Genomic DNA, 22020 nt, shown 5'->3' with positions numbered 1-22020 from the left:
GGTGGTTGCGACGCAATGTTGCCTGACCTGAGTGCTTATGTTGCACCTGATATTTGTTCCGGAGGAGAGGTTCGCATCAACTTCACAATTGAAGACCTTTGTGATACCTTAACCGCTGATGGTACCTTCAAACTCACAGCTCCTGACCCCGTTTGGGCAAGTTGCAGTCCGGAAAATAGTTCTACATCATCTGCCTCAGATGCTTGTCTAACCGGAGAGCAACTGGATATTGAATTCCAGGCTTGGAAAGATGGATTTAGCTATGGTGGTGGTTGCGAACCATTAACAACCAACTGGGATGAGTTGATGGCTCTTGACTGGAGAAACTTCGGTAATATGGTTGATGGTTACGAAGTTCCATTCACACTGAGAGTGAGCGACATCTGTTCAAGTGATTCAGCCACCTGTACCTTCACGATTCCTCCATGTAACCCGGTATGTAATACCGTTTACGCATTCAGTAATCCGGAAGAACTTGAACCTGGTGATGCTGTTGCTGACGTTAAATGTTTCTTGAATGAAGGTTACAGCAACTGGGGATGGAGCAACTTCATCGAACAGCCCGAGGTGGGTGATACTGTTTACTATATGCCATTGTATGCAGGCAACCCAGATTGCAGTGCAATTACCGAGCCTGTTGGAATGGTTACAATAACCTACACCATAGGTGGTACATTGACGGTTGACTATGACATGCATGGTGATTATTACTTGACTGAAGCACACGTTAATGTTGGCTGTGAATGGTACGCGATGAAGAAAAATGGTAGCCCTACTGTTGCTCCGGGACAATATATCCATGGAGACATGATGGATATGGCTACCAGCTATTCCGTTGACTTTGCCGATGTATCTGGTGATGTTTGGGTAATCGTTCACGGGGTTGGATGTTATATAGATGGCTACACGCCTGATCCAATGGCTGACAGCGACAGCAACAACAATACGATTGCTTGTACGGCTTCAGCTTCTGTAAGTCCAGAATCTGAATCGGTCACTACATTGGGCTTGAAGTCTACCAATTTGAAAGTTTACCCGAATCCTTTCAGCGAGACAGTAACTTTCGAATTCAAAACCCACAGCAATGCGCATGCAACGCTTGAAATCAGCAACCTACTTGGTCAAAAGGTAGCAACATTGCTTGATGGCCCGGTTGAAAAAGGCGTGCTGAACAGGATTGATTATACTCCTGTATATGAAACACCCGGCATGTTGATTTACAGGCTGACTATCAACCAAAGCGTTCAAACAGGTCGCATCATTTATAAAAAATAGCAAGACAATGCACTAAAAAACTTGTTTGAATACATGCAAATACAAGCTGAATAAAACCAGGTAAACTCGGGTCACAGTAGTTAGACCAACCCAAAACGAAGAGGCTGAATTCAATTTGAATCAGCCTCTTCTAATTTTTAAGATTTGAATAGACAATCTAGAATTCGAGGTCGTCAAAAAGCTCAATCCTTTGAAATGGCATGTCCCGGTTTCACCGCCAATAAATATCCGAATCCAATCCGATATCAGCAACTACGAAGCGTTCTCTTCGCATAGATGCAAATTCATCGGCTATATTTTTATCTTTGTTATTCAAATCGACAATCAACAATATATTATGAAAACATTATTCGCCTTATTTTTTGCTGCACTCATGGGTTTGCAAGCAACTGCGCAGAACAAGACCGATGTTAGTTTATTTTGGAAAGACGATCCGCAACAAGTCAGTTCGATTGAATCAGAGGTTGGCGATTTATACCAAAAAGTTGGGCATCACGGGCCAGCCGTGGAAAATGAATGGCTGGCTTTGCGACTTTATTTTGATCACAAAGTAGCCATCGATGTATACAATAAAACCAAACCACAGCTCGAACTGGACGTGGCCAAATGGTATCCAACATCCGAGCAGCAAGAAGAAGGCTGGGGAGCCGATCAGTATAAAGCCGGACAAACGGTGGGACTCGGAGGCGTCCGCCTGTGGGACGGCGAGCAAGTTGTTTTACTCAACCCCGTGAGCAAGCGGACAGCTCGTGTTAAAAAAGAAGCCAATCAGTCGTACATGGAAATGTTGTCGGAAAATGTGCCCTACAAAGGTGACAGCATTGACGTGCTGGTTCGGGTAACCGTCTACTCGGGAATGCGCGAGGCCAAGGTCGAAGCTTTTGCTTTTAGCTCCAATCCCGTTCAATTTACCACTGGCATCAATTACCACGAAGGAACAGCCACCAAAGAAGGCGATGGTTATTTGGCTACCTGGGGTTTGCATCCCGAAGATGTTGCCGCTTTTCAACTGAATATCGGAGCAGCGATCTTGTATGATCCGACTGATTTCATCCAAACACAAAAAGCGGATACGGAATACATCTTGATTTCGCAACCAACCAACTACCTGTCCACCTGGATTACATCAGCCTGCGAAAAAGAAAAGGATTTCGACAATATGGAAGATTTCGTGGAATATCTTGAAAATCGATAAACTTCAAATCCTGCTTGATGCAGGTTTTTTTTTTTGACTTCGCACCTCCAAAACATCCATGAATAACATGAAAAAGCAAAGGATTCACTGTCTTCAGCACGTTCCGTTTGAAGGCCTGGGATACATTGAAAGCTGGATCAAGGAAAAGCAGCACCATTTGACTTACACCCACTTTTATGAAGATCAGTATCAATTGCCAGCACTCGACCAGTTTGACTGGCTGATCGTAATGGGAGGCCCGATGGGTGTTTACGACTTTGATCAATATCCGTGGTTAAAAGCAGAAAAGAACTTCATTGAAAAAGCAATATTCGCTAACAAAACCGTTCTTGGCATTTGTCTGGGTTCGCAACTTATTGCCAGCGCCCTGGGGACAAAAATCTTCAGCAACGACCAAAAGGAAATCGGCTGGTTTGAGGTGCAACTCACCCCGGAAGGAAAGCGCCATTTTCTTTTTGATGGAGCGCCGGAAACGTTTAAAGTCTTTCATTGGCATGGCGACACCTACAAGCTGCCAGAGGATGCAACTCACCTGGCACTTTCGGCGGCGTGCGCGAACCAGGCTTTTGCGTATTCCGATACGGTTTTAGGGTTACAGTTTCATTTGGAAATAACGCCCGACTCATTGCACGACATGCTTGAAGCTGGCGAAAGCGACCTGATCACAAACACCTACGTGCAATCGAAACAGCAAATATTGGCCGACCAGACTTCCGTGACCAAGAACAACGAGCTGCTCATTGCGCTGCTCAACAAACTTGATGAACGCTCGCAATCAAAATTAGGGTAACAAAAAATCCCGCTTGGCAGCGGGATTTTTTGTTTTATGCGTTGGCCTTGGCCAACTTTTCTTTTAGCAATCCTGGAATTTCAGAAGGCTCCTTGGCTACCGGCACATTGGCTTTGGCAAAAGCTTTAATTTTCTCTTCGGCCGTTCCCGAGCCACTGGAGATGATCGCACCGGCATGTCCCATCCGTTTTCCGGGGGGAGCAGTCTGCCCGGCGATAAACGAAACCACGGGCTTGGTCATATGCTTGGCAATATACTCGGCCGCTTGCTCCTCGGCATCGCCACCAATTTCACCAATCAACACAACAGCTTCCGTTTCCGGATCATTTTCATACATTTCAAGTAAATCGATGTAGTACAGCCCGGCAACCGGGTCACCGCCAATACCCACCACCGTACTTTGCCCCATCTCGTTCATGGTCAACATATTGACCACTTCGTAAGTTAAAGTTCCGCTTCGCGAAATCAATCCAATATTTCCTTTTTTGAAAATCATTCCCGGCAAAATGCCGATCAACGCCTCATCGGGCGTGATCAATCCGGGGCAGTTCGGACCAATCAGTTTGGTTCCGTTTCGCTTAATGATTGAATTGACGCGGATCATATCCTGAATGGGGACACCTTCGGAAATAGCAATCACTAACTCAATTCCGGCGTACGACGCTTCCAAAATGGCATCAGCAGCAAAGGCTGCCGGCACAAAAATGATGGAGGTGTTGGCCCCGGTTTTCTTTACAGCCTCAGCAGCAGTATCAAAAACAGGGATTCCGTCAACCTCCTGCCCGCCTTTACCCGGCGAAGTTCCGGCAACAATATTGGTTCCATATGCTTTCATCCGGCCAGCATGAAATTGTCCGTCGCGGCCTGTAATTCCCTGCACCAGCAGTTTTGTATTTTTATTTACGAGAATACTCATTTTTTTCGATTTTTATGATTCCTGAACTCGACTTAACTCAATGGCTTTCTGAGCGGCTTCGCTCATGGTTTGCACCGTTGGCAATCCCTTGTCTTTTAGCAGAGCCAGGCCTTCATCGGCGTTGGTTCCCGACAAGCGCACCACAATCGGCATATCCGACTTGATCGTGTCCAGCGCCTCAATCAATCCACGGGCTACATCATCGCAACGCGTGATTCCACCAAAAATATTGATCATCACGGCATTCACATTCTTATCTGAAATCAGGATATTCATGGCGTCCACCACTTTTTGCGGGTTTGAACTTCCCCCAATATCCAGGAAGTTCGCCGGCTCGCCACCATACAGCTTAATCATGTCCATGGTGGCCATGGCCAGTCCGGCACCATTTACCATGCATCCGATGTTTCCATCCAACTTCACATACGACAAACCTTTCTCATGAGCATCAATTTCTTTCAGCTCATCTTCATCTGCTTCACGCATCGCTTCAATCTCAGGTTGACGATACAGGGCATTGTCATCAAAGTTCATCTTGCCGTCAATCGCCCATATTTTTTTGTCAGGCGTCAACACCAAAGGGTTAATCTCGGCAATCGTCGCATCGGTTTCCACAAACAAGGTGTACAGTTTTTGCAGCATGTCGGCAGCCTTTCTGGCTAGCTTTACATCGCCAAATAGCTGCATGCCGATTTCGCGAGCTTGAAAATCCAGCAAGCCGGTTAGCGGATCAATCGGAAACTTATGAATGAGCTCGGGCGTATTTTTTGCTACTTCTTCAATTTCCACCCCCCCTTCGGCACTGGCCATCAGGGTTACCGACTTGGTGTTCCGGTCGTTAATCAACCCGACATAAAACTCCTTTTCAATGTCAACCGCATCGGCTAGCAAAATTTTCTCGACAGTCAGCCCTTTGATGTCCATGCCTAAGATTTGGCTGGCTGCATCAAGCGCTTCCTGCTTTGTTTTAGCTAATTTCACTCCACCGGCTTTTCCCCGTCCTCCAACGAGCACCTGCGCTTTTACGACAACCATGCCCTCTTTCTTTGCCATTGCTTTTTCTACTTCCTCTACCGAATGACAAAGCACATCGTTCGGTACCGGAAGGCCGTATTTCTTGAAGATTTCCTTGGCTTGATATTCGTGTATCTTCATAAATTATTTATTAAAAAAGGTTAGAAAATTCTAGTTCGGTATAAATGTATCAAAATATCTATAGGTCTGGAAGTAATTTATACTGTACCCTGTCCTATTTTATAACATATGAACAGCCGTTTTACCGAATTGTTTGTCCAAATATTCCATTTAACTGCAATCGATTGCAAATGCGCCCAAAGTCCGTTCTGCGCGACCTTCAACCAGACAAGTTCTTTTTTTAAAAAATTCCTCCAGTCAACCATTGAATCTTGCCCGCTGATATTTGTTCAGAATAGAAAGTGCTGCTTTTAGACCGGCAGGACTGAGACCAAGAAGTGTTTTGCTGCATCGGCAGGTCACCGTTTTAACCCAAATTAACTTTCCCGCTTAAAATAGCCATGCACATTGGCAAAAGCTAAAAATTACCGTAATTTTGGGCGCGAATATTTCACTTCAATCCACAATTTGAAGTTGACACAATCGCTTAATATAGCCTTCAGTATAATTAAACAACCGATGAAAGACGAAGTTACTCAACTCATTAAACAGGAAGCCCAGGCCATTGCCAACATTCCTGTAAGCGACCAGTACGAAGCAGCCGTGCGGCTGATCGAAGAGCGGGTTCACCAAAATAAAGGCAAGCTAGTGGCCAGTGGCATGGGCAAAGCCGGCCAAATTGCCTTAAATATCGCCACCACTTTCAGTTCGACCGGAACGCCAGCCGTTTTTCTGCATCCCAGCGATGCGCAACATGGCGATCTGGGTGTCATTCAACCCAACGATGTTTTGTTGCTGATTTCGAACTCCGGTAAAACCCGCGAGATTCTGGAGCTGGTAAATTTGGCTGACAACCTATATGAAAATCTGCCGATTGTGGTGATTACCGGAAATCCGGATAGTGACCTGGCCAAACTGGCAAACGCGGTCTTGTTTACCGGCAATCCGGACGAGGTTTGTACGCTCGGCCTCACACCCAGCACCTCAACAACCACGATGACCGTCATTGGGGATGTGCTGGTGGTGCTGATGATGAAGAAAATTGGATTTACAAATGAAGACTACGCCAAGCGTCACCATGGCGGCTATTTGGGTGATAAATCACGAACCCAGGCTCGTCTTCTTCAAACTAAAAAATAAACCATGCGAATTACTCGAGAAAATACGATTGGATTGGTTGTTGACATTCAGGAAAGACTAGTGCCGGCAATGGCCGACAATGAAACGTTGGTGAATAATTGCCAAATTCTGGTTGAAGGATTGCAAACCTTGAGCATTCCATTGTTGGTGACACAACAGTACACCAAAGGTTTGGGCGAGACCATCACCGAAATCAGTTCGATCATACCTAACTTTAGCCCGATTGAAAAACGAGCGTTCAGCTGTTGCGATGAAACTTCGGTTCGCGAGCAACTGAAACTCAATGGTGCTCAAAACATCATTATCTGCGGAATTGAAAGCCATGTTTGTGTACTGCAAACCGCCATCGACCTCAAAGAAACTGGATACAATCCGGTGGTGGTCATGGATTGTGTTTCGTCGCGCTCGCTGGACAATGTGGATCTGGCCGCCGAGCGTTTTCGCCACGAAGGCATTATGATGACTTCGTATGAATCGATTTTGTTTGAATTGACCCGATCGTCAGCAGCCGAGGAGTTTCGGGCGATCTCAAAGCTGGTCAAGTAACTCTACGTCAAAAAAGATACGAGTCTAAAAGGCCGAAGAAAATCAGCATGTTTCTTCGGCCTTTTTTTGATGAATGCAAAAATTGGCTTGCTTAATTGATCAAGTCAAATCCGCAATAAGGAACCAACACGTCCGGCACTTTAATCCCATCAGGCGTTTGATTGTTTTCGAGCAAGGCTGCAACAATGCGTGGCAATGCGAGCGCGCTACCATTCAGGGTATGCGCAATTTGCGGCTTCTTCTGGCCTTCTTCGCGGAAACGCAACTTCAGCCGATTGGCCTGAAACGACTCAAAGTTGGACACAGAACTGACCTCGAGCCATTGCTCCTGCCCGGCTGAGAAGACTTCAAAATCGTAAGTCAGCGCCGAGGTAAAACTCATGTCGCCGCCACACAAACGGAGGATACGATACGGCAGACCCAACTTTTGCACCAGCCTTTCGACGTGGGCTACCATCTCCTCCAGCACCTCATAGCTTTTATCGGGGTGGGCTACCTGCACCACTTCCACTTTGTCAAACTGGTGCAAACGGTTCAGCCCGCGCACATCTTTTCCGTACGAACCAGCCTCGCGGCGAAAACAGGCACTGTAAGCCGTATTCTTGACAGGAAGCTGTTTGGCATCCAAAATCACATCGCGGTATAAATTGGTGACCGGCACTTCGGCGGTTGGAATCAGGTACAAATTATCTTCCGTCACATGGTACATTTGTCCTTCCTTGTCGGGCAACTGGCCGGTGCCAAAGCCGCTGTCTTCGTTGACCATCAGCGGTGGCTGAATTTCGAGATAACCGGCTTCTTGCGCTTCATCCAAAAAGAAATTGATGAGCGCCCGCTGAAACCGCGAACCTTTGCCTTTGTAAACCGGAAATCCGGCTCCCGTCAGTTTTACACCCAATTCAAAATCGATCAAATCGTATTTTTCAGCCAATTCCCAGTGCGGCAATTTTGTAGCTTCCAACACCGGAGTCTCACCGCCGGTTTTCACCACTTCATTGTCTTGAGGCGTTTTACCGGCAGGCACCACATCGGCTGGCAGGTTGGGAAGTTGTACCTGCAACTCATAAACCTGTTCGTCAATTTTAGCAAAATCGTCATCCAGTTGTTTGATGCTTTCTTTCAGTTCCGACGTTCTTTCTTTTGCCTGGTTGGCTTCGGCTTGTTTCCCTTCGCGAAACAGCTGCCCAATCTCGCGCGAAAGCTGGTTCATCTCCGCCTTAAACTGATCGGCTTTCACCTGAATTTCGTTCTTTGATTTGTACAAATCACTAATCTGTGTAACGATGGCTGAAGCATCAAAATTCTTCTTCTTCAACTTTTCAACAACCAAGTCCGGGTTTTCCTGGATAAAACGTAAATTGAGCATTTCTGAACAGGTTTAAATTTTGTGGGGCAAAGTTATAAAATAAAAAATCTCCTGCCTTAACCAAGACAGGAGATTCTCCTAAACATATCATAAAATCGCTTAGTTTTCTGCTGCCACAATGGGTTCAACAGAAATATACGATCTGTTGTCTCTTTTCTTTCTGAAAACAACAGTTCCATCAATCAATGCAAATAATGTATGATCTTTTCCCATACCAACATTATTATCAGGATGATGAGAAGTTCCACGCTGACGAACAATAATGTTCCCAGCTTTGCAAACCTGACCGCCGTAAATTTTTACACCAAGTCGTTTACTTTCCGATTCGCGTCCGTTTTTCGAACTACCGACACCTTTCTTATGAGCCATGGTCTAATGTTTTTAGGGTTATCCAATAATTTCTTCAATCTGAATCTGAGTCAAATACTGACGGTGACCGTTTTTCTTCTTGTAACCTTTTCTTCTTTTCTTTTTGAAGATGATTACTTTGTCACCTTTCATGTGCTCCAGTACTTTCGCACTCACCTTAGCACCGTCAACCTTTGGTGTTCCAACCTGGATATTTCCATCATTTTCGACCAAAAGAACGTTTTGAAACTCAACACTTGCACCTTCTTCTTCCTGAAGGCGGTGAACAAAAATCTTTTTGTCCTTCTCTACTTTAAACTGCTGTCCTGCAATTTCTACAATAGCGTACATGTTCTATCTTTTATAATTACCTCCGGCAGGCGGAAATAGGGTATCATCTCACTTTTTAGAGCCTGCTCGAAAACTTCGGACTGCAAAAGTAGATATTTTTTAATGACAAGCAAAGATTCAATGATCTTTTTTCCTGAGTGTAATTGAATTACAATTGTGATCGATCATTTCAATGCCATGAGGATTTGAGAAACAGGTCTGAAATTTAATGAAACACTAAAACTATTGTTATATTTGCTTGCATTCATTGCTGATGTTCTATTTTTATGCAGAAGAAAAAGCTAAATATTCTTGGACTCTCAGTCAGTCAAACACAATCAGGTGCCTATGCTTTGGTTTTGGCCGAAGAAAATGGGGACCGCCGGATTCCTATTATCATCGGACCAGTTGAAGCCCAGTCGATTGCCATTCAGCTGGAGGGCTTAAAACCTCCGCGCCCCTTAACGCACGATTTGTTTAAAAACCTGGCCTTTGCGTTCGATATTAATATTTCCGAAGTTGTGATTTACAAGTTGGAAGAAGGTATTTTTTATTCCGAATTGGTTTGTGCCCTGGGCGAAGACGAAATCCGAATTGATTCGCGAACTTCGGATGCCGTTGCGTTGGCGCTTCGTTTTAAATGTCCGATTTATACCAACGAGGATATTCTCAATAAGGCTGGCATTGTGATGGACAGTGAAGGTGACAGCCCCGTTGAATTTGAGGATCGATCGGGTACGCCGGGTTCAAAAAGCGAGTTTGAAAGTTACAACGAAAATGAGCTAAAGGAAATGCTGAATGAGGCCGTCAGCAATGAAAATTACGAGCGAGCCTCGAAGATCCGAGATGAGTTAAACCGTCGCAAAAAATAAACACCCGTCGGAAAATGAACAAACTCCCAATCCTCGTGCTGGGCATCTGCTGCCTGTTGATTACCCTGTCCTTTTCGACTTATGCCGGCACACAACCAACAAACAGCGACACCCTCCTCATTCAGCAAGATTCATCCACGACATCCAACATTTTAATCGATCGCTCCGGTGAACGGGCTTTTAGCTTCAGCACCATTTTCCGGGGATTGTTGGGCATGCTGGTGCTGGTTGGACTTGGCGCCTTGCTATCTAAAGACCGAAAAAATATTCCGTGGAAAACTGTCGGCGTCGGATTGATTTTCCAAATTGTTCTGGCACTGGGCGTGCTTTACGTTCCTTTTATACGGGCAGGCTTCGATTTTTTTGGGCAAATTTTCGTCAAGATCCTGGATTTCACGAAAGCGGGCAGTGAATTTCTTTTTGGAACCTTGGTTGATTTCGACCAGTTCGGAATGATCTTCGCCTTTCAAATTTTGCCCACAATCATTTTCTTTTCAGCTCTAACCAGCCTGTTGTTTTACTGGGGAATCATTCAGAAAATTGTGTGGGCGCTGGCTTGGGTGTTTACCAAACTGCTAAAATTATCGGGCGCTGAAGCACTGTCGGTCGCCGGTAATATTTTTCTCGGACAAACCGAATCTCCGCTGATGATCAAAGCTTATCTGCCCAAAATGAACAATTCGGAAATCATGCTGGTGATGACCGGCGGCATGGCCACCTTGGCAGGCGCGGTTTTGGCCGCCTACATTGGCATGCTTGGTGGAAACGACCCGGTACTGCGGCTCGAATTTGCCAAACACCTGCTCACAGCCTCCGTGATGGCCGCACCCGGCGCCGTAATTTTCTCCAAAATCATGGTGCCCAACCCCGACACGGTGAACAAAGACATTGAAGTAAGCAAAGACCGCATTGGCAGCAATGTGCTCGATGCCATTACCAACGGTACTTCGGAAGGACTAAAACTGGCCGTCAACGTGGGGGCCATGCTGCTGGCCTTTCTTGCCCTGATTGCCATGTTCAACTTCACTTTTGGAAAAATTGGCGACTGGACCGGCTTAAACACCTTAATCGCCCAGGGAACAGACGGCCGATTCAACGAACTTTCCCTTCAGTTTTTAATGGGCTACCTGTTCGCGCCGATCATGTGGCTGATTGGCATCGGTCAGCAAGACATCCTTTTGGTTGGCCGACTGCTGGGCGAAAAGCTGATTCTCACTGAGTTCATTGGCTACATCAGCCTAGCGGAGCTCAAAGCAGGCGGCGCTTTCGCCGACTACAAATCCGTGATCATGTCAACCTATATTCTTTGTGGTTTTGCCAACTTCGCATCCATCGGCATTCAGATTGGCGGCATTGGCGCACTGGCTCCAAACAAGCGGGTCACCCTGTCCAAGTACGGCATGCCTGCCTTAATTGCCGGCACGCTGGCGTCCCTGATGTCAGCCACCATTATTGGGATGATTTTGGGATAGAAACACCAAATTTAGCGGCGAAACTTATTCGTGATTAGTCACACCTGGCTAAAGCTTTGCCGTTTCAGATCGATCACCGAAAGCGATTTGAACTTGTGCCGCTTCCACACCACGCCAAAACAAGGTTCAAAGGTTACATCCGACTTCATGTTTTTTAATACCTAACAATCAGGTTTTTATTAACGTAAGACATGATATAAAAAATCATTCAAAAACTTTCTGTTATGAAAAACATCAACTTAATATTCGGATTGTTCTTATTGATCTTTCTGCTTCCTGGCTGTGACAGCAAGCCTGTGATCGGGCTTTTGATGGACACCATAGAGCGGGAAAGATGGGCCAAAGACCGTGACCTCTTTGTCGAAAAAGTTGAAGAATTGGGAGGGTCAGTCATTGTTAAAGTAGCTGATTCGGATGCTTCGGTGCAGTTTCAGCAGGCGCTCGAGTTATTCAATGAAGGTATTGACGCACTGGTGATTATTCCGGTTGACAAAACCGTGGCGGCAGGCATTGTCAAAACTGCAAAAAAAAGCCACATTCCGGTGCTGGCGTACGACCGTCTCATTTGGGACTGCGACCTGGATTTCTATATTTCGACGGACAATATTCAGATTGGAGAAAAGCAGGCTGAATATCTGACCAAAACCAAGCCCGAAGGAAACTATGTACTCATAGGCGGCCCAACAAAAGACAACAACTCGGTTCAGCTTTACCTGGGCTGGATGAATGTACTACAACCTTTGGTTGACAAAGGCGACATCAAGCTTTTGTCCAACAGTTTTGTCGATGAATGGGAGCCGGAAAAAGGCTATGAGGTCATTAAAGGCTTGTTGGATGCAGGCGAACAAATTGATGCGATTATTGCCGGAAATGACGCATTGGCCAGCGGTGCAATCGAGGCGCTGCATGAACACGACATGGATGGCGAAGTACTGATTGCCGGCCAGGATGCCGACATCAACGCCATTCGAAATATTGTCTTTGGAAACCAAACCATCACCGTGTACAAACCGCTGGAATCGATGGCCTTCAACGCTGCTGCAGCGGCAGTCAAATTGGCGAAAGGAAAAAATCCGACAGACAATATGAGTTTCACGGTTAACAACGGACATCAGTTGGTTCCGGCCATCTTGCTGGAGGGTCAGGTTGTCAATAAGCAAAACGTAAGAATGACCGTCATTTCTGAAGGTTTTGTTGCCGAGCAGGAAGTATTTGAATGATATCGAACCGGTCATTTGACGGAGAGCGCAGGCCTTTATGCCTGCGCTCTTTTTATGTTTCCCAACTGAATGTTCATAAGTTTGCCTTTCCCATTCAAGCAAAAAGCTTAACTTTCACCTTTCAAAAATTTGAGACAATACCAAACCCCCTTTGAAGGATTTATCATGAAGCAATATCTTGACTTACTGGATCATGTCACCAAAAATGGTGTAAAAAAAGAAGACCGCACCGGCACAGGAACCATTAGTGTTTTCGGACATCAAATGCGGTTTAATCTCGAAGAAGGATTTCCGGTATTAACAACAAAAAAGCTTCACCTGAAATCCATCATTCACGAATTACTGTGGTTTTTAGATGGCGACACCAACAACAACACGCTGAAAGAAAAAGGCGTTCGAATTTGGAATGAATGGGCCGACGAGGATGGCAATCTGGGCCACATATACGGGTACCAATGGCGTTCGTGGCCAACACCCGACGGCCAACACATTGACCAGATTTCGGAAGTGGTGCAGGCCATCAAAAACAATCCGAACTCGCGCCGGCTGATCGTGAGCGCCTGGAATGTGGGCGAGCTTGACCAAATGAACCTGCCGCCCTGCCACCTGCTGTTTCAGTTTTACGTGGCCGATGGCAAACTAAGTTGCCAGCTCTACCAGCGAAGCTGCGATGTATTTCTGGGTGTGCCATTCAACATTGCTTCCTATGCCTTATTGACCATGATGATGGCCCAGGTGACCGGTCTAAAACCCGGCGAATTTGTTTGGACTGGTGGCGATGTGCATATTTACCTCAACCACCTGGAACAGGTAAAACTTCAGCTAACACGCGTTCCGAAGAAATTGCCACAAATGAAAATCAACCCCAATGTAAAGTCGATTTTTGATTTTAAGTTTGAAGATTTTGAATTGATTAATTACGAAGCGCATCCCCATATTCCAGGAAAAGTTTCGGTATAACCATTAAAATTTGTTTTACTTAACACGCTCGGTAGCAGTTATTGCGAAAAACTTACCAGCCCCTACAAAAAGCACGGCGGGTACAATACATAGACAAGCGACAGGAAAACTTGGCATCGCCCGCGACATTTGGGGTGTACGAAAACATTTTCATAGCTTATTAAACAACGAAATGCGCGAAAAACACGAAAAGAAACTTGCAGTGCAATTTTCAATCCGTCAAAAGCCGGACAAGTTCCGTCAAAAGCTACCGGTTGCACCGGGAAAGGCTGTACAAGTTAGGCCGAAGACGTATCTCTTTTTGTGTCTTTCGTTTTTTTTCGTTGTGACTAAATATCGGTTATTATTCATCATTAAATGAGAAAATAAAAATTTCATGATTCACAAAAATATTTCCATTATTGTCGCCATTGCGCAAAACTTCGCGATTGGCAAAAACAACGACTTGCTGTTTCATCTGCCCAACGACTTAAAACATTTCAAGGAAATCACTTCGGGGCACACCATTATTATGGGCCGCAACACCTTGCTGTCGCTACCCAAATGGCCTTTACCCAACCGACGCCACATTGTGATCAGTGATCAACTTGACGATTGTTTTGAAGGCTGTGAAGTGGTTTCGTCGATTGAAGAAGCCATTGAAAAAGTAAAAGATGAAACCGAGGCCTTCATCATTGGCGGGGGAATGATTTACCGGCAGTTTTATCCGTTGGCCAGCAAACTTTACCTAACCGTTGTGCACCAGGACTTTGATGCCGACGTTTATTTCCCTGAAATTAACTATGCTGAATGGGAGCAAATTAGCCGGGAAGACTTTCATGATGAAAAAAACAAGTTTGATTATTCCTACATCAATCTGGAAAGAAAGTGAACGAACACTTTGCCCTGAAAAAAGTCACGCGTGACTTTGAGTAAAACCACGCGTGACTTTGCATGAAATCACGCGTGACTTTTGACGGAATCACACGTGACTTTTACAAATAGCATTTTTTTGATATTGGCCAGAAGCTAATCGTCCCGACTAATACATTAATTTCCCCAAGTTGTCGAAGCGTTTTTGGTAGTCGGAAATAGCGTGCATCATCACTTCGAAGGCTTCCGCGGCCCCGTAGGTATGGGTAATCTCCGTTTCATTGTCTTTTCCCGGCATATCCTTGTACGTCAAGAAGTAGTGCTTCAATCGTTCAATTACAATCGGGGGAAGATCCTTAACATCTTTATAACCTTCATACACGACATCGTTGCTGAGTATGGCGATGATTTTATCGTCAGCCTCATTGCCATCAATCATTCGGAAACCGCCGATAGGCCTGACATCAACCAAGATATCACCGTGCGTAATGTCTTTTTCCGTCAACACACATACATCAATCGGGTCGCCGTCTCCCTTGATGCCGGTTTTACCGGTTTTCTGCATGCAGTATTCACCGACTTCATCACCACAAAAGGTTTGTGGAATAAAACCATACAAGGCAGGCACCACATTCGAATATTTTTGAGGACGATCCAGTCGTAAATAACCACTGTCCTTATCAATTTCGTACTTCACCGTATCGGTTGGGACCACTTCAATAAAAGCAGTCACTTTCTCGGGGGCATCCTTGCCGATATACACCCCGTGCCAGGGATGTGATTTATACCGCAGCCCCATTAGCCGGCCAATTGGATCAGACATTTTATCAACCATATGATTTTCATTATCAGTTTAGAACTAAAACCTTGATGAATCCAAAATGTTTTGAGGATTTCACATTTTATGCAAAATTAAAAAACCTGCTTGATATGGACTGGCAAACAAACAGGCTTTCCTATAAATTAACGAAGGTTTTATGCTGTTAGCGACTCTGAGGAGGCCTTTCGTCCAATTCGATCCACTGCCACCACCTGAAAGTGATCGCCGGGCTGGCTATCCGGAAAACGATAAATCATTTTATCTTTGGTCACCAGGGGTTTGTGCTCCAACTCTGAAACCTTTTGTCCATTTTTCAGAAGCTCGTAATGACTAAGTGGTTCGTCGCCGGCAAAAGCCATGCGCCAGGAAACTTCGGCCACTGTCCCGGCTTTCTCGACACGCACATCATTGGGCGCACTCAGCTCATGTTTTTCAATCTGAAAATAATTGGTTTTTCCATCTTTGGCTTTCAAGCCCAACTCCTCCAGTTCCCGCCGTTCGGTTTCCGACAGTTCATCCGGCCCGATTTGCGCGGCATAAAAATTCTGAACCAACTGGCACTTCATCGGGTCATCATCAATTTGGCCGATGCCAATAATGGCGGTGTGTACGCCGGGAGTCGTCAATGAATATTCGACCAGCGGACGGCTCGGAATGGCCTTGGTTCCCACCCTGCGCACCACATCAGCCGGAACATTCGACCACTTGGCATCTTTATCATACATGGCCCCATCAGCAAATACTTTCATGGCAATAATTCCCATATTCTTTGCTTTGGCCAGCGGAATGGCGTTGTACTGCATGTTGAACATGCGGCGGTCGTTTACATTGATGGCAATCAGCATGGCATCCAGTAAATCAAAACGGTCGCGTTGAATCATCTCCATCATGACCGGGGCGCTGTAGTGGCCGGAAAAGCCAATGTGCTTGACCAGCTTTTCATGCTTCGGGTTGAGTCCGGTCAAATTGGTTCCGTCGCGATAATCGCGCAGGGCGACAAAAGCGCCAAACTCGCCGTCGGGATCAAGCGGTGTTTCCAGACCTTTGAACAACACATCCACTTCTTCCATAAAGTTCAGGTTGTGCGCCAAAATCATATCCACATAGGCTCCTTCGGGATAATTGCCTTGGCCATCGCCAAAAAGCTGAGACAGCGAACGCTTCAAATCGCCAATGGCTCCCATGCCATGATCGCCGTTGGTCCAGTTGCGAACGGTGTCGGTATCTGCCGGAAACTTGTTGTTTCCCCAGCGAATATGTGTTTTGGTGGTCAGAAAGATCGACTTTCGCAGCTTCTCATCATAACTCTCTTCACCCGGAATCAGATTCAGTTTTCGGAAAGCTTTGCCAAAATTTGTTTGACTTGGACCGTACAAGTTGGAGGTATCGTAATAATTAATTCCCATCTGAAAGGCCTTGAGGATAATCGGAACGGGATCCACATCTTCCGGTGTCCACTGAATGGACGCCTGACCACCCAAACCAAGTGTGGTGACTTCAAAATCGATTTTGCCAAATTTCCGTTTCATGGGAGCGGGAAGCTTATCCAGCGCAAAACTATCGAGGGGAAGGAGGCTAGCTCCGGCAGTTGTTGCTGCCGACAAGCGGATAAAATTACGGCGGTTGAGTTTGTACGGTTCGTCCTGTTTCATGATTTGCAAATTTTTTGCTTAAAGGTACGACGAAAAATAGAAATTGTTCATCCGGATGCCTTTGCTTTAATTTTGAAACCAGATGATCAAAACTGCCCGGCCATTACCGCCGGAAAGTGTGGCAGCACGCAGCCCAAGCCGTCTTTTATTTCCGGAAAACATAGGTTCAATTCACCGTGATGATCATTAACAATCAACACAATACGACCAATTTTGGGATTTGGAACTGTAACCGGAATTCATTAGTTTCACCGCGTATGAAATATTTATTGACCCTGCTTTTTTGTCTGTTTTTATCCCAGTCATGGGCCTTATGGCCGGATCCGATTCAAATTTTCTACCGTGATTCTTTTAATATTCACCGGGCACAATTGCATGACGAAGACTACGAGCACAAAGTACTTGAAGCCAGCTACCAGACCCAGGCACAAATTGCCATGAGCTATTATCCCGATCTGAAAGGAATCGAAATTGAATTTGTTCGGAAAGACATTAAAACAACAATGGCTGCCCGACCGGCAATGGACTTCATTTTCAGAAAAAAGGAAAACCGGAAATATAAAATTTTCATCGACACCAGCGTGAAAAATGAGAAAGGCTTGTTACTGAGCGACGTTCCATTCAATGCCCAGGTTGGAATTATTGGGCATGAGCTGGCTCATGTCGTCGACTACGAAGAAAAAACCGCCATGGGAGTAGTGTTCACCGGCATCGGCTACCTATTTCACCCCTACCGGAAAAAGCTGGAACGAAAAGTGGACGAAATTGCCATTGCCCGCGGGTTGGGCCATCAAGTCATGGAGTTTTCTTCTTATGTTTTGAATGAATCCAACGTTTCGGAAAAGTATAAAAAGTATAAACGTAAGATTTACTACAAGCCGCAACAACTGAATAGCTTGATGTTGGGCTATTCGATTTATTAAAGAAAATCAGCTCCCCCAATTTTCCCTGTCCAGGCTGCGGTATTGAATGGCCTCGGAAATGTGATGCGCTTCAACCTGATCCGAATTTTCGAGATCGGCAATGGTTCGGGCCACCCTCAAAATCCGGTCGTATGCACGGGCCGAGAGCCCCAGTTTTTCCATCGCGTTTTTCAACAACAGATTACTGGCATCATTCAACTCCACATAATCCCGAATTTGGCGCGACGACATTTGCGCATTACAAAAAATACCGTCCATTCCCTTATATCGCTTCGATTGCACCTCGCGGGCGCGGATCACCCGCTCGCGAATCGTCTCGCTGTTTTCTGTCTCGGCCAGCTCCGATAGTTTTTTGAAGGGTACCGGTACCACTTCCAAATGAATATCGATGCGGTCGAGCAATGGTCCGGAGATTTTATTCAGGTACTTTGGCACCATGCCCGGAGCACATACACACTCTTTGGTTGGATGATTGTAATAGCCACAGGGGCAGGGATTCATAGAAGCCACCAACATCAGACTTGCCGGATATTCCACCGAAATTTTCGCCCGGGAAATCGTAATCTTCCGGTCTTCAAGCGGTTGACGCATCACCTCAAGCACCGTGCGCTTAAACTCAGGCAATTCATCCAGAAAAAGCACGCCATTATGGGCCAGTGAAATTTCGCCCGGCTGCGGATAAGTTCCGCCACCGACCAGCGCCACGTCCGAGATCGTATGATGGGGACTCCGAAAAGGGCGTTCGGTCATCAGCGAAGTATCTTTATCAATCTTGCCAACTACTGAATGAATCTTGGTCGTTTCCAGCGCTTCGTGCAAGGTAAAGGGTGGCAGAATGGTTGGAATCCGCTTGGCCAGCATGGTTTTACCAGCTCCCGGCGGCCCAATCATGATGACATTATGTCCGCCGGCTGCAGAGATTTCCAGTGCCCGTTTGACATTTTCCTGGCCTTTGACATCTGAAAAATTCAAATCGGTATGATTCAATTTCTTATAAAATTCTTCGCGGGTATTCACAATGGTTTCCTCCAGCTCCACCCGATCGTTAAAAAAATCAACCACCTGGCTCAGGTTTTCCACACCATAAACTTTTAGTTGATCGACCACAGCAGCCTCGCGCGCATTCTGCTTGGGCAGGATAAAGCCTTCAAAACCTTCTTCGCGTGCCTTAATTGCAATGGGCAGGGCTCCGCGAATCGGTTGCAAAGTGCCATCCAGCGACAGCTCGCCCATCATCAAATAGCTTTCCAGTTTTTCAGGTGCCAGCTGTTCCGAAGCCGCCAAAACCGCCACGGCCAGCGGCAAGTCGTAAGCCGAGCCCTCTTTCCGGATATCGGCCGGCGCCATGTTGATCACAATTTTTTTCCGAGGCCACTTAAAATCATTGAGCCGAAGTGCGGATTCAATCCGTTGCTGGCTTTCTTTTACAGCACTATCGGGCAAGCCAACCAAAAAAAATTTGATCCCTTGGGTCACATCGGTTTCAACAGTTATCGTGGTGGCATCAATACCATGAACTGCTGCGGCAAAGGTTTTAATCATCATAGAAGTGGAATTTAGGCCTATCTTTAGACAAAACATAAATTTACAACGATTGACACTGAATTGCAAATTTTCAATCTGTTGTTCATTTTCTCTATCTTTAATCTCAAATTCAATCCAAAGAAATATGCCCCTGAAGCAGAAACTTTATGAGATTATTTTTGAAGCGGATACGCCAAAAGGGAAGCTTTTTGATGTGACTCTGCTGGTCATTATTTTAATCAGCATCCTGTTGGTGGTACTCGAAAGTGTGCCGTCAATCAATGCCAGGCACCATGATTTGCTGCGAATTATGGAATGGGTCATTACGGGAATTTTTTCTATTGAGTACCTGGTTCGGATTCTCGTTGTTAAACGACCACTGAAGTACGTGACTAGTTTTTACGGCATTATTGATCTGCTGGCCGTTGTACCAACTTATCTTAGCCTGATTTTTGTCGGCAGTCAAAGTCTGGCTGTGATTCGTGCCATTCGGTTGTTACGGATCTTCCGGATCTTTAAACTGAACCGTTATACCATGGCCGGAAAAAACCTGGCCATGGCCATGAAAGCCAGCCGTGAAAAAATATTCGTGTTCCTTTTTTTTGTGATTAACGTGGTGTTGATTGTCGGCACCTTAATGTACCTGATTGAAGGACCCGAAAATGGCTTTACCAGCATTCCAACCAGCATCTACTGGGCTATTGTGACCATGACAACTGTTGGCTACGGCGATATCTCACCGCAAACGCCAACCGGGCAATTCCTGGCCAGTGCTTTAATGATTGCGGGCTATGCCATCATTGCGGTTCCTACCGGCATTGTAACTGCCGAAATGATCCGGACATCCAACCAAACGAATACGCAGGTTTGCCCGCATTGTTTGTACGACAAGCATGAAAACGATGCGTTGTTTTGTAAAAAGTGCGGAGGGAAGCTCAATTAAGTGGTGTTGTGCATTTCTCAAGCAAAATCGTAGCGCTTACTTTTTCCCTCAGCCCCTTCATCGTCTGGCTTGATTTTTGTAATTTTGCGAGTCAATCAATAATTTAAAATCATGATCGGGAATTTTTTTCATTTACCCAGCCATCGTCGTTTCAGCATCCCTTTCAGGTATTACGATCCGGAAAAGGAAGAAATGCAAAACCGTGAGGACCGGATTAAAAGAGAATTGGGTATTCATGAAAAAAAAGAGTTCAATAAGAACTACCGCCCCAACATTCGCGGACAGTTTCGTCAGGCCATGGGCAACTCATCAAAAACTGCTTCGGAAGCCAGGCGCCGTTCCAACACCCGGTTGATTACACTCATTGTGATTTTATCGATTGCTGCTTACCTGTTTTTTAAATTTTAAACCTCTTTTGTGTCAGATATCATTCAACTCCTTCCCGATTCGGTTGCCAACCAAATTGCTGCCGGTGAAGTTATTCAACGACCGGCATCAGTTGTCAAGGAATTGGTGGAAAATGCCATTGATGCCGGGGCATCGCAAATAAAAATCAATTTAAAAGATGCCGGACGGACGCTCATCCAGGTGAGCGACAATGGCTGTGGCATGTCGGACACCGATGCACGCATGGCTTTTGAGCGACACGCCACCTCAAAGATCAAAGCGGCGAATGACCTGTTTGCCATTCGCACCATGGGTTTCCGGGGCGAGGCGCTGGCGTCCATCGCGGCCATTGCCGATGTTGAACTGCACACCAAGCAGCACGATCAGGAAATTGGCACCATGATTCACATTAGCGGGTCGAACGTGCTGAAACAAGAGGCCACCAGTTGTGCCAACGGGACTAATTTTTTAGTGAAAAACCTATTTTTCAATGTCCCGGCAAGACGTAAGTTTTTAAAATCAAACGCGGCTGAACTGAAGCATATCATCAACGAAGTGCAGCGTGTCGCGCTGGCCAATCCGGATATTGCCTTTTCGCTGATTCACAACCAGCAAACAGTTTACGAGTTGGGACAGGACAACACTCGTAAGCGGATTGTAGCGTTGTTTGGTAAACACAGTACGCAAAACCTGATTCCGGTGAATACCGACACCAGCCTGGTGAAAATAACCGGCTACATCGGTCAACCCAAGCATGCCCGAAAAACCTTTGGCGAACAGTTTTTCTTCGTCAATAAACGTTTTATGCGGCATCCCTTTTTTCACAAGGCCGTCATGCAGGCTTATGAAAAGATTTTGCCGCCCGACAGCATCCCGTCCTACTTTTTGTTTTTCGAGGTGAATCCTGAAAATATTGACATCAACATTCACCCCACCAAAACAGAAATCAAGTTTGAAAATGAGTCGGCCATCTGGCAAATGATTAAAGCCACCGTGCGCGAATCGCTCGGAAAGCACAATGTGGTTCCATCCATTGATTTTGACCAGGCCGGCAGCCTCGATATTCCGGTGGCCGCCAAAAATACAGGCGACATTCGCCCGCCACAAATCAAAATCGATCCCACCTACAACCCGTTTGAATCGGATAAAAAACAAGCAGGGGGCAGCGCCTATTCTTCATCTCCCCGCGATCAATCGCAAACCCAATACTGGGAAAAACTGTACCAGGATTTTGAAAAGGACGAACCTGCTGACGAGCTGCCGGCTTCGCAACCGGAAGAAACATCCGGCGAAATCAGGCACGACGAAATCTTCTCCGGAAAAACCTTCATCCAGTTTAAAAACAAATACATCCT

Annotated in this window: 22 protein-coding genes; 14 read left to right on the top strand and 8 right to left on the bottom strand. The window is 45.9% G+C overall.

Annotated features, from left to right (window positions below; translation table 11 throughout):
* From NC99_RS08335 to NC99_RS08325, 3 genes are all read left to right on the top strand, one after another.
* A partial coding sequence (locus tag NC99_RS08335; RefSeq protein WP_157624695.1) for a T9SS type A sorting domain-containing protein occupies positions 1-1275 on the top strand: 1275 nt, incomplete at its 5' end.
* A 337-nt stretch (positions 1276-1612) separates the two neighbouring features.
* Complete coding sequence (locus NC99_RS08330) at positions 1613-2470, top strand: DUF4861 family protein (protein ID WP_053182150.1); 858 nt, start codon at positions 1613-1615, stop codon at positions 2468-2470.
* A 67-nt stretch (positions 2471-2537) separates the two neighbouring features.
* Positions 2538-3260, top strand: coding sequence for a type 1 glutamine amidotransferase (locus NC99_RS08325; protein ID WP_053182162.1), 723 nt, complete (start codon positions 2538-2540; stop codon positions 3258-3260).
* 34 nt (positions 3261-3294) lie between these two features.
* Here NC99_RS08325 and sucD read toward each other — a convergent pair whose 3' ends face one another.
* Both sucD and sucC read right to left on the bottom strand, forming a co-directional pair.
* A complete protein-coding gene (gene sucD, locus NC99_RS08320; RefSeq protein WP_053182147.1) occupies positions 3295-4176 on the bottom strand; it encodes a succinate--CoA ligase subunit alpha in 882 nt (293 codons plus the stop codon).
* A gap of 12 nt (positions 4177-4188) precedes the next feature.
* Positions 4189-5331, bottom strand: a complete 1143-nt coding sequence (sucC, locus tag NC99_RS08315) for an ADP-forming succinate--CoA ligase subunit beta (protein WP_053182145.1) — start codon at positions 5329-5331, stop codon at positions 4189-4191.
* Positions 5332-5829: 498 nt separating this feature from the next.
* Here sucC and NC99_RS08310 point away from each other — a divergent pair, with 498 nt between their 5' ends.
* Entirely contained in the window at positions 5830-6450 is a 621-nt protein-coding gene (locus NC99_RS08310) for an SIS domain-containing protein (RefSeq protein ID WP_053182159.1), read from the top strand.
* Between the two features lie 3 nt (positions 6451-6453).
* Positions 6454-6996 carry a hydrolase gene (locus NC99_RS08305; RefSeq protein WP_053182142.1) on the top strand — a complete coding sequence of 181 codons (543 nt, stop codon included), beginning with the start codon at positions 6454-6456 and terminating at the stop codon, positions 6994-6996.
* A 91-nt stretch (positions 6997-7087) separates the two neighbouring features.
* Here the strand turns inward: NC99_RS08305 and serS are convergent, their stop codons facing one another.
* The 3 genes from serS to rplU form a co-directional block, all read right to left on the bottom strand.
* Positions 7088-8362 carry a serine--tRNA ligase gene (gene serS, locus NC99_RS08300; RefSeq protein ID WP_053182139.1) on the bottom strand — a complete coding sequence of 425 codons (1275 nt, stop codon included), beginning with the start codon at positions 8360-8362 and terminating at the stop codon, positions 7088-7090.
* 99 nt (positions 8363-8461) lie between these two features.
* Entirely contained in the window at positions 8462-8731 is a 270-nt protein-coding gene (rpmA, locus tag NC99_RS08295; RefSeq protein ID WP_053182136.1) for a 50S ribosomal protein L27, read from the bottom strand.
* A gap of 18 nt (positions 8732-8749) precedes the next feature.
* Positions 8750-9061, bottom strand: a complete 312-nt coding sequence (gene rplU, locus NC99_RS08290) for a 50S ribosomal protein L21 (protein WP_053182133.1) — start codon at positions 9059-9061, stop codon at positions 8750-8752.
* A gap of 266 nt (positions 9062-9327) precedes the next feature.
* On the opposite strand from rplU, the gene NC99_RS08285 reads away from it, so the two are divergent.
* The 5 genes from NC99_RS08285 (at position 9328) to NC99_RS08260 (ending at position 14435) form a co-directional block, all read left to right on the top strand.
* Positions 9328-9912, top strand: coding sequence for a bifunctional nuclease family protein (locus tag NC99_RS08285; RefSeq protein ID WP_053182130.1), 585 nt, complete (start codon positions 9328-9330; stop codon positions 9910-9912).
* A gap of 14 nt (positions 9913-9926) precedes the next feature.
* Positions 9927-11384 (top strand): NupC/NupG family nucleoside CNT transporter, encoded by a 1458-nt coding sequence (locus NC99_RS08280; RefSeq protein ID WP_053182127.1) that lies wholly within the window; start codon positions 9927-9929, stop codon positions 11382-11384.
* A gap of 224 nt (positions 11385-11608) precedes the next feature.
* Positions 11609-12604: a substrate-binding domain-containing protein gene (locus tag NC99_RS08275; RefSeq protein ID WP_053182124.1), complete on the top strand. Its 996-nt coding sequence runs from the start codon at positions 11609-11611 to the stop codon at positions 12602-12604.
* Positions 12605-12769: 165 nt separating this feature from the next.
* Positions 12770-13564, top strand: coding sequence for a thymidylate synthase (locus NC99_RS08270; protein ID WP_053182120.1), 795 nt, complete (start codon positions 12770-12772; stop codon positions 13562-13564).
* A gap of 376 nt (positions 13565-13940) precedes the next feature.
* The gene (locus NC99_RS08260; protein WP_053182115.1) at positions 13941-14435 is read left to right on the top strand and encodes a dihydrofolate reductase; all 495 of its coding nucleotides are present in this window, start codon (positions 13941-13943) and stop codon (positions 14433-14435) included.
* Positions 14436-14585: 150 nt separating this feature from the next.
* Here NC99_RS08260 and NC99_RS08255 read toward each other — a convergent pair whose 3' ends face one another.
* Positions 14586-15239, bottom strand: a complete 654-nt coding sequence (locus tag NC99_RS08255) for an inorganic pyrophosphatase (protein WP_239684428.1) — start codon at positions 15237-15239, stop codon at positions 14586-14588.
* Between the two features lie 152 nt (positions 15240-15391).
* Positions 15392-16888 (bottom strand): aldo/keto reductase, encoded by a 1497-nt coding sequence (locus NC99_RS08250; RefSeq protein WP_053182108.1) that lies wholly within the window; start codon positions 16886-16888, stop codon positions 15392-15394.
* A gap of 257 nt (positions 16889-17145) precedes the next feature.
* Here NC99_RS08250 and NC99_RS08245 point away from each other — a divergent pair, with 257 nt between their 5' ends.
* Positions 17146-17811 (top strand): hypothetical protein, encoded by a 666-nt coding sequence (locus NC99_RS08245; protein ID WP_157624693.1) that lies wholly within the window; start codon positions 17146-17148, stop codon positions 17809-17811.
* 6 nt (positions 17812-17817) lie between these two features.
* Here the strand turns inward: NC99_RS08245 and NC99_RS08240 are convergent, their stop codons facing one another.
* A complete protein-coding gene (locus NC99_RS08240) occupies positions 17818-19356 on the bottom strand; it encodes a YifB family Mg chelatase-like AAA ATPase (RefSeq protein WP_053182102.1) in 1539 nt (512 codons plus the stop codon).
* Between the two features lie 124 nt (positions 19357-19480).
* On the opposite strand from NC99_RS08240, the gene NC99_RS08235 reads away from it, so the two are divergent.
* The 3 genes from NC99_RS08235 to mutL all read left to right on the top strand — a co-directional run.
* The gene (locus tag NC99_RS08235; RefSeq protein WP_193391998.1) at positions 19481-20278 is read left to right on the top strand and encodes an ion transporter; all 798 of its coding nucleotides are present in this window, start codon (positions 19481-19483) and stop codon (positions 20276-20278) included.
* Between the two features lie 111 nt (positions 20279-20389).
* On the top strand, positions 20390-20686 hold the full coding sequence (locus tag NC99_RS08230; RefSeq protein ID WP_053182099.1) for a hypothetical protein: 297 nt from the start codon (positions 20390-20392) through the stop codon (positions 20684-20686).
* 9 nt (positions 20687-20695) lie between these two features.
* On the top strand, positions 20696-22020 hold a 1325-nt coding region (mutL, locus tag NC99_RS08225), incomplete at its 3' end, for a DNA mismatch repair endonuclease MutL (protein WP_053182094.1).

It is taken from the genome of Sunxiuqinia dokdonensis, assembly GCF_001270965.1.
GTDB lineage: Bacteria > Bacteroidota > Bacteroidia > Bacteroidales > Prolixibacteraceae > Sunxiuqinia > Sunxiuqinia dokdonensis.
The sequence above is the reverse complement of the archived record's forward strand: the minus strand, read 5'-3'. Positions and strand labels throughout refer to the sequence as shown.

Coding starts and splice junctions, on each gene's coding strand:
- NC99_RS08240 (WP_053182102.1), bottom strand. CDS start 19,356: ATGATGATTAAAACCTTTGCCGCAGCAGTTCATGGTATTGATGCCACC.
- NC99_RS08280 (WP_053182127.1), top strand. CDS start 9,927: ATGAACAAACTCCCAATCCTCGTGCTGGGCATCTGCTGCCTGTTGATT.
- sucD (WP_053182147.1), bottom strand. CDS start 4,176: ATGAGTATTCTCGTAAATAAAAATACAAAACTGCTGGTGCAGGGAATT.
- NC99_RS08275 (WP_053182124.1), top strand. CDS start 11,609: ATGAAAAACATCAACTTAATATTCGGATTGTTCTTATTGATCTTTCTG.
- rplU (WP_053182133.1), bottom strand. CDS start 9,061: ATGTACGCTATTGTAGAAATTGCAGGACAGCAGTTTAAAGTAGAGAAG.
- serS (WP_053182139.1), bottom strand. CDS start 8,362: ATGCTCAATTTACGTTTTATCCAGGAAAACCCGGACTTGGTTGTTGAA.
- NC99_RS08330 (WP_053182150.1), top strand. CDS start 1,613: ATGAAAACATTATTCGCCTTATTTTTTGCTGCACTCATGGGTTTGCAA.
- NC99_RS08305 (WP_053182142.1), top strand. CDS start 6,454: ATGCGAATTACTCGAGAAAATACGATTGGATTGGTTGTTGACATTCAG.
- rpmA (WP_053182136.1), bottom strand. CDS start 8,731: ATGGCTCATAAGAAAGGTGTCGGTAGTTCGAAAAACGGACGCGAATCG.
- NC99_RS08245 (WP_157624693.1), top strand. CDS start 17,146: ATGAAATATTTATTGACCCTGCTTTTTTGTCTGTTTTTATCCCAGTCA.
- NC99_RS08285 (WP_053182130.1), top strand. CDS start 9,328: ATGCAGAAGAAAAAGCTAAATATTCTTGGACTCTCAGTCAGTCAAACA.
- NC99_RS08325 (WP_053182162.1), top strand. CDS start 2,538: ATGAAAAAGCAAAGGATTCACTGTCTTCAGCACGTTCCGTTTGAAGGC.
- NC99_RS08310 (WP_053182159.1), top strand. CDS start 5,830: ATGAAAGACGAAGTTACTCAACTCATTAAACAGGAAGCCCAGGCCATT.
- NC99_RS08235 (WP_193391998.1), top strand. CDS start 19,481: ATGCCCCTGAAGCAGAAACTTTATGAGATTATTTTTGAAGCGGATACG.
- sucC (WP_053182145.1), bottom strand. CDS start 5,331: ATGAAGATACACGAATATCAAGCCAAGGAAATCTTCAAGAAATACGGC.
- NC99_RS08260 (WP_053182115.1), top strand. CDS start 13,941: ATGATTCACAAAAATATTTCCATTATTGTCGCCATTGCGCAAAACTTC.
- NC99_RS08230 (WP_053182099.1), top strand. CDS start 20,390: ATGATCGGGAATTTTTTTCATTTACCCAGCCATCGTCGTTTCAGCATC.
- NC99_RS08255 (WP_239684428.1), bottom strand. CDS start 15,239: ATGTCTGATCCAATTGGCCGGCTAATGGGGCTGCGGTATAAATCACAT.
- NC99_RS08250 (WP_053182108.1), bottom strand. CDS start 16,888: ATGAAACAGGACGAACCGTACAAACTCAACCGCCGTAATTTTATCCGC.
- NC99_RS08270 (WP_053182120.1), top strand. CDS start 12,770: ATGAAGCAATATCTTGACTTACTGGATCATGTCACCAAAAATGGTGTA.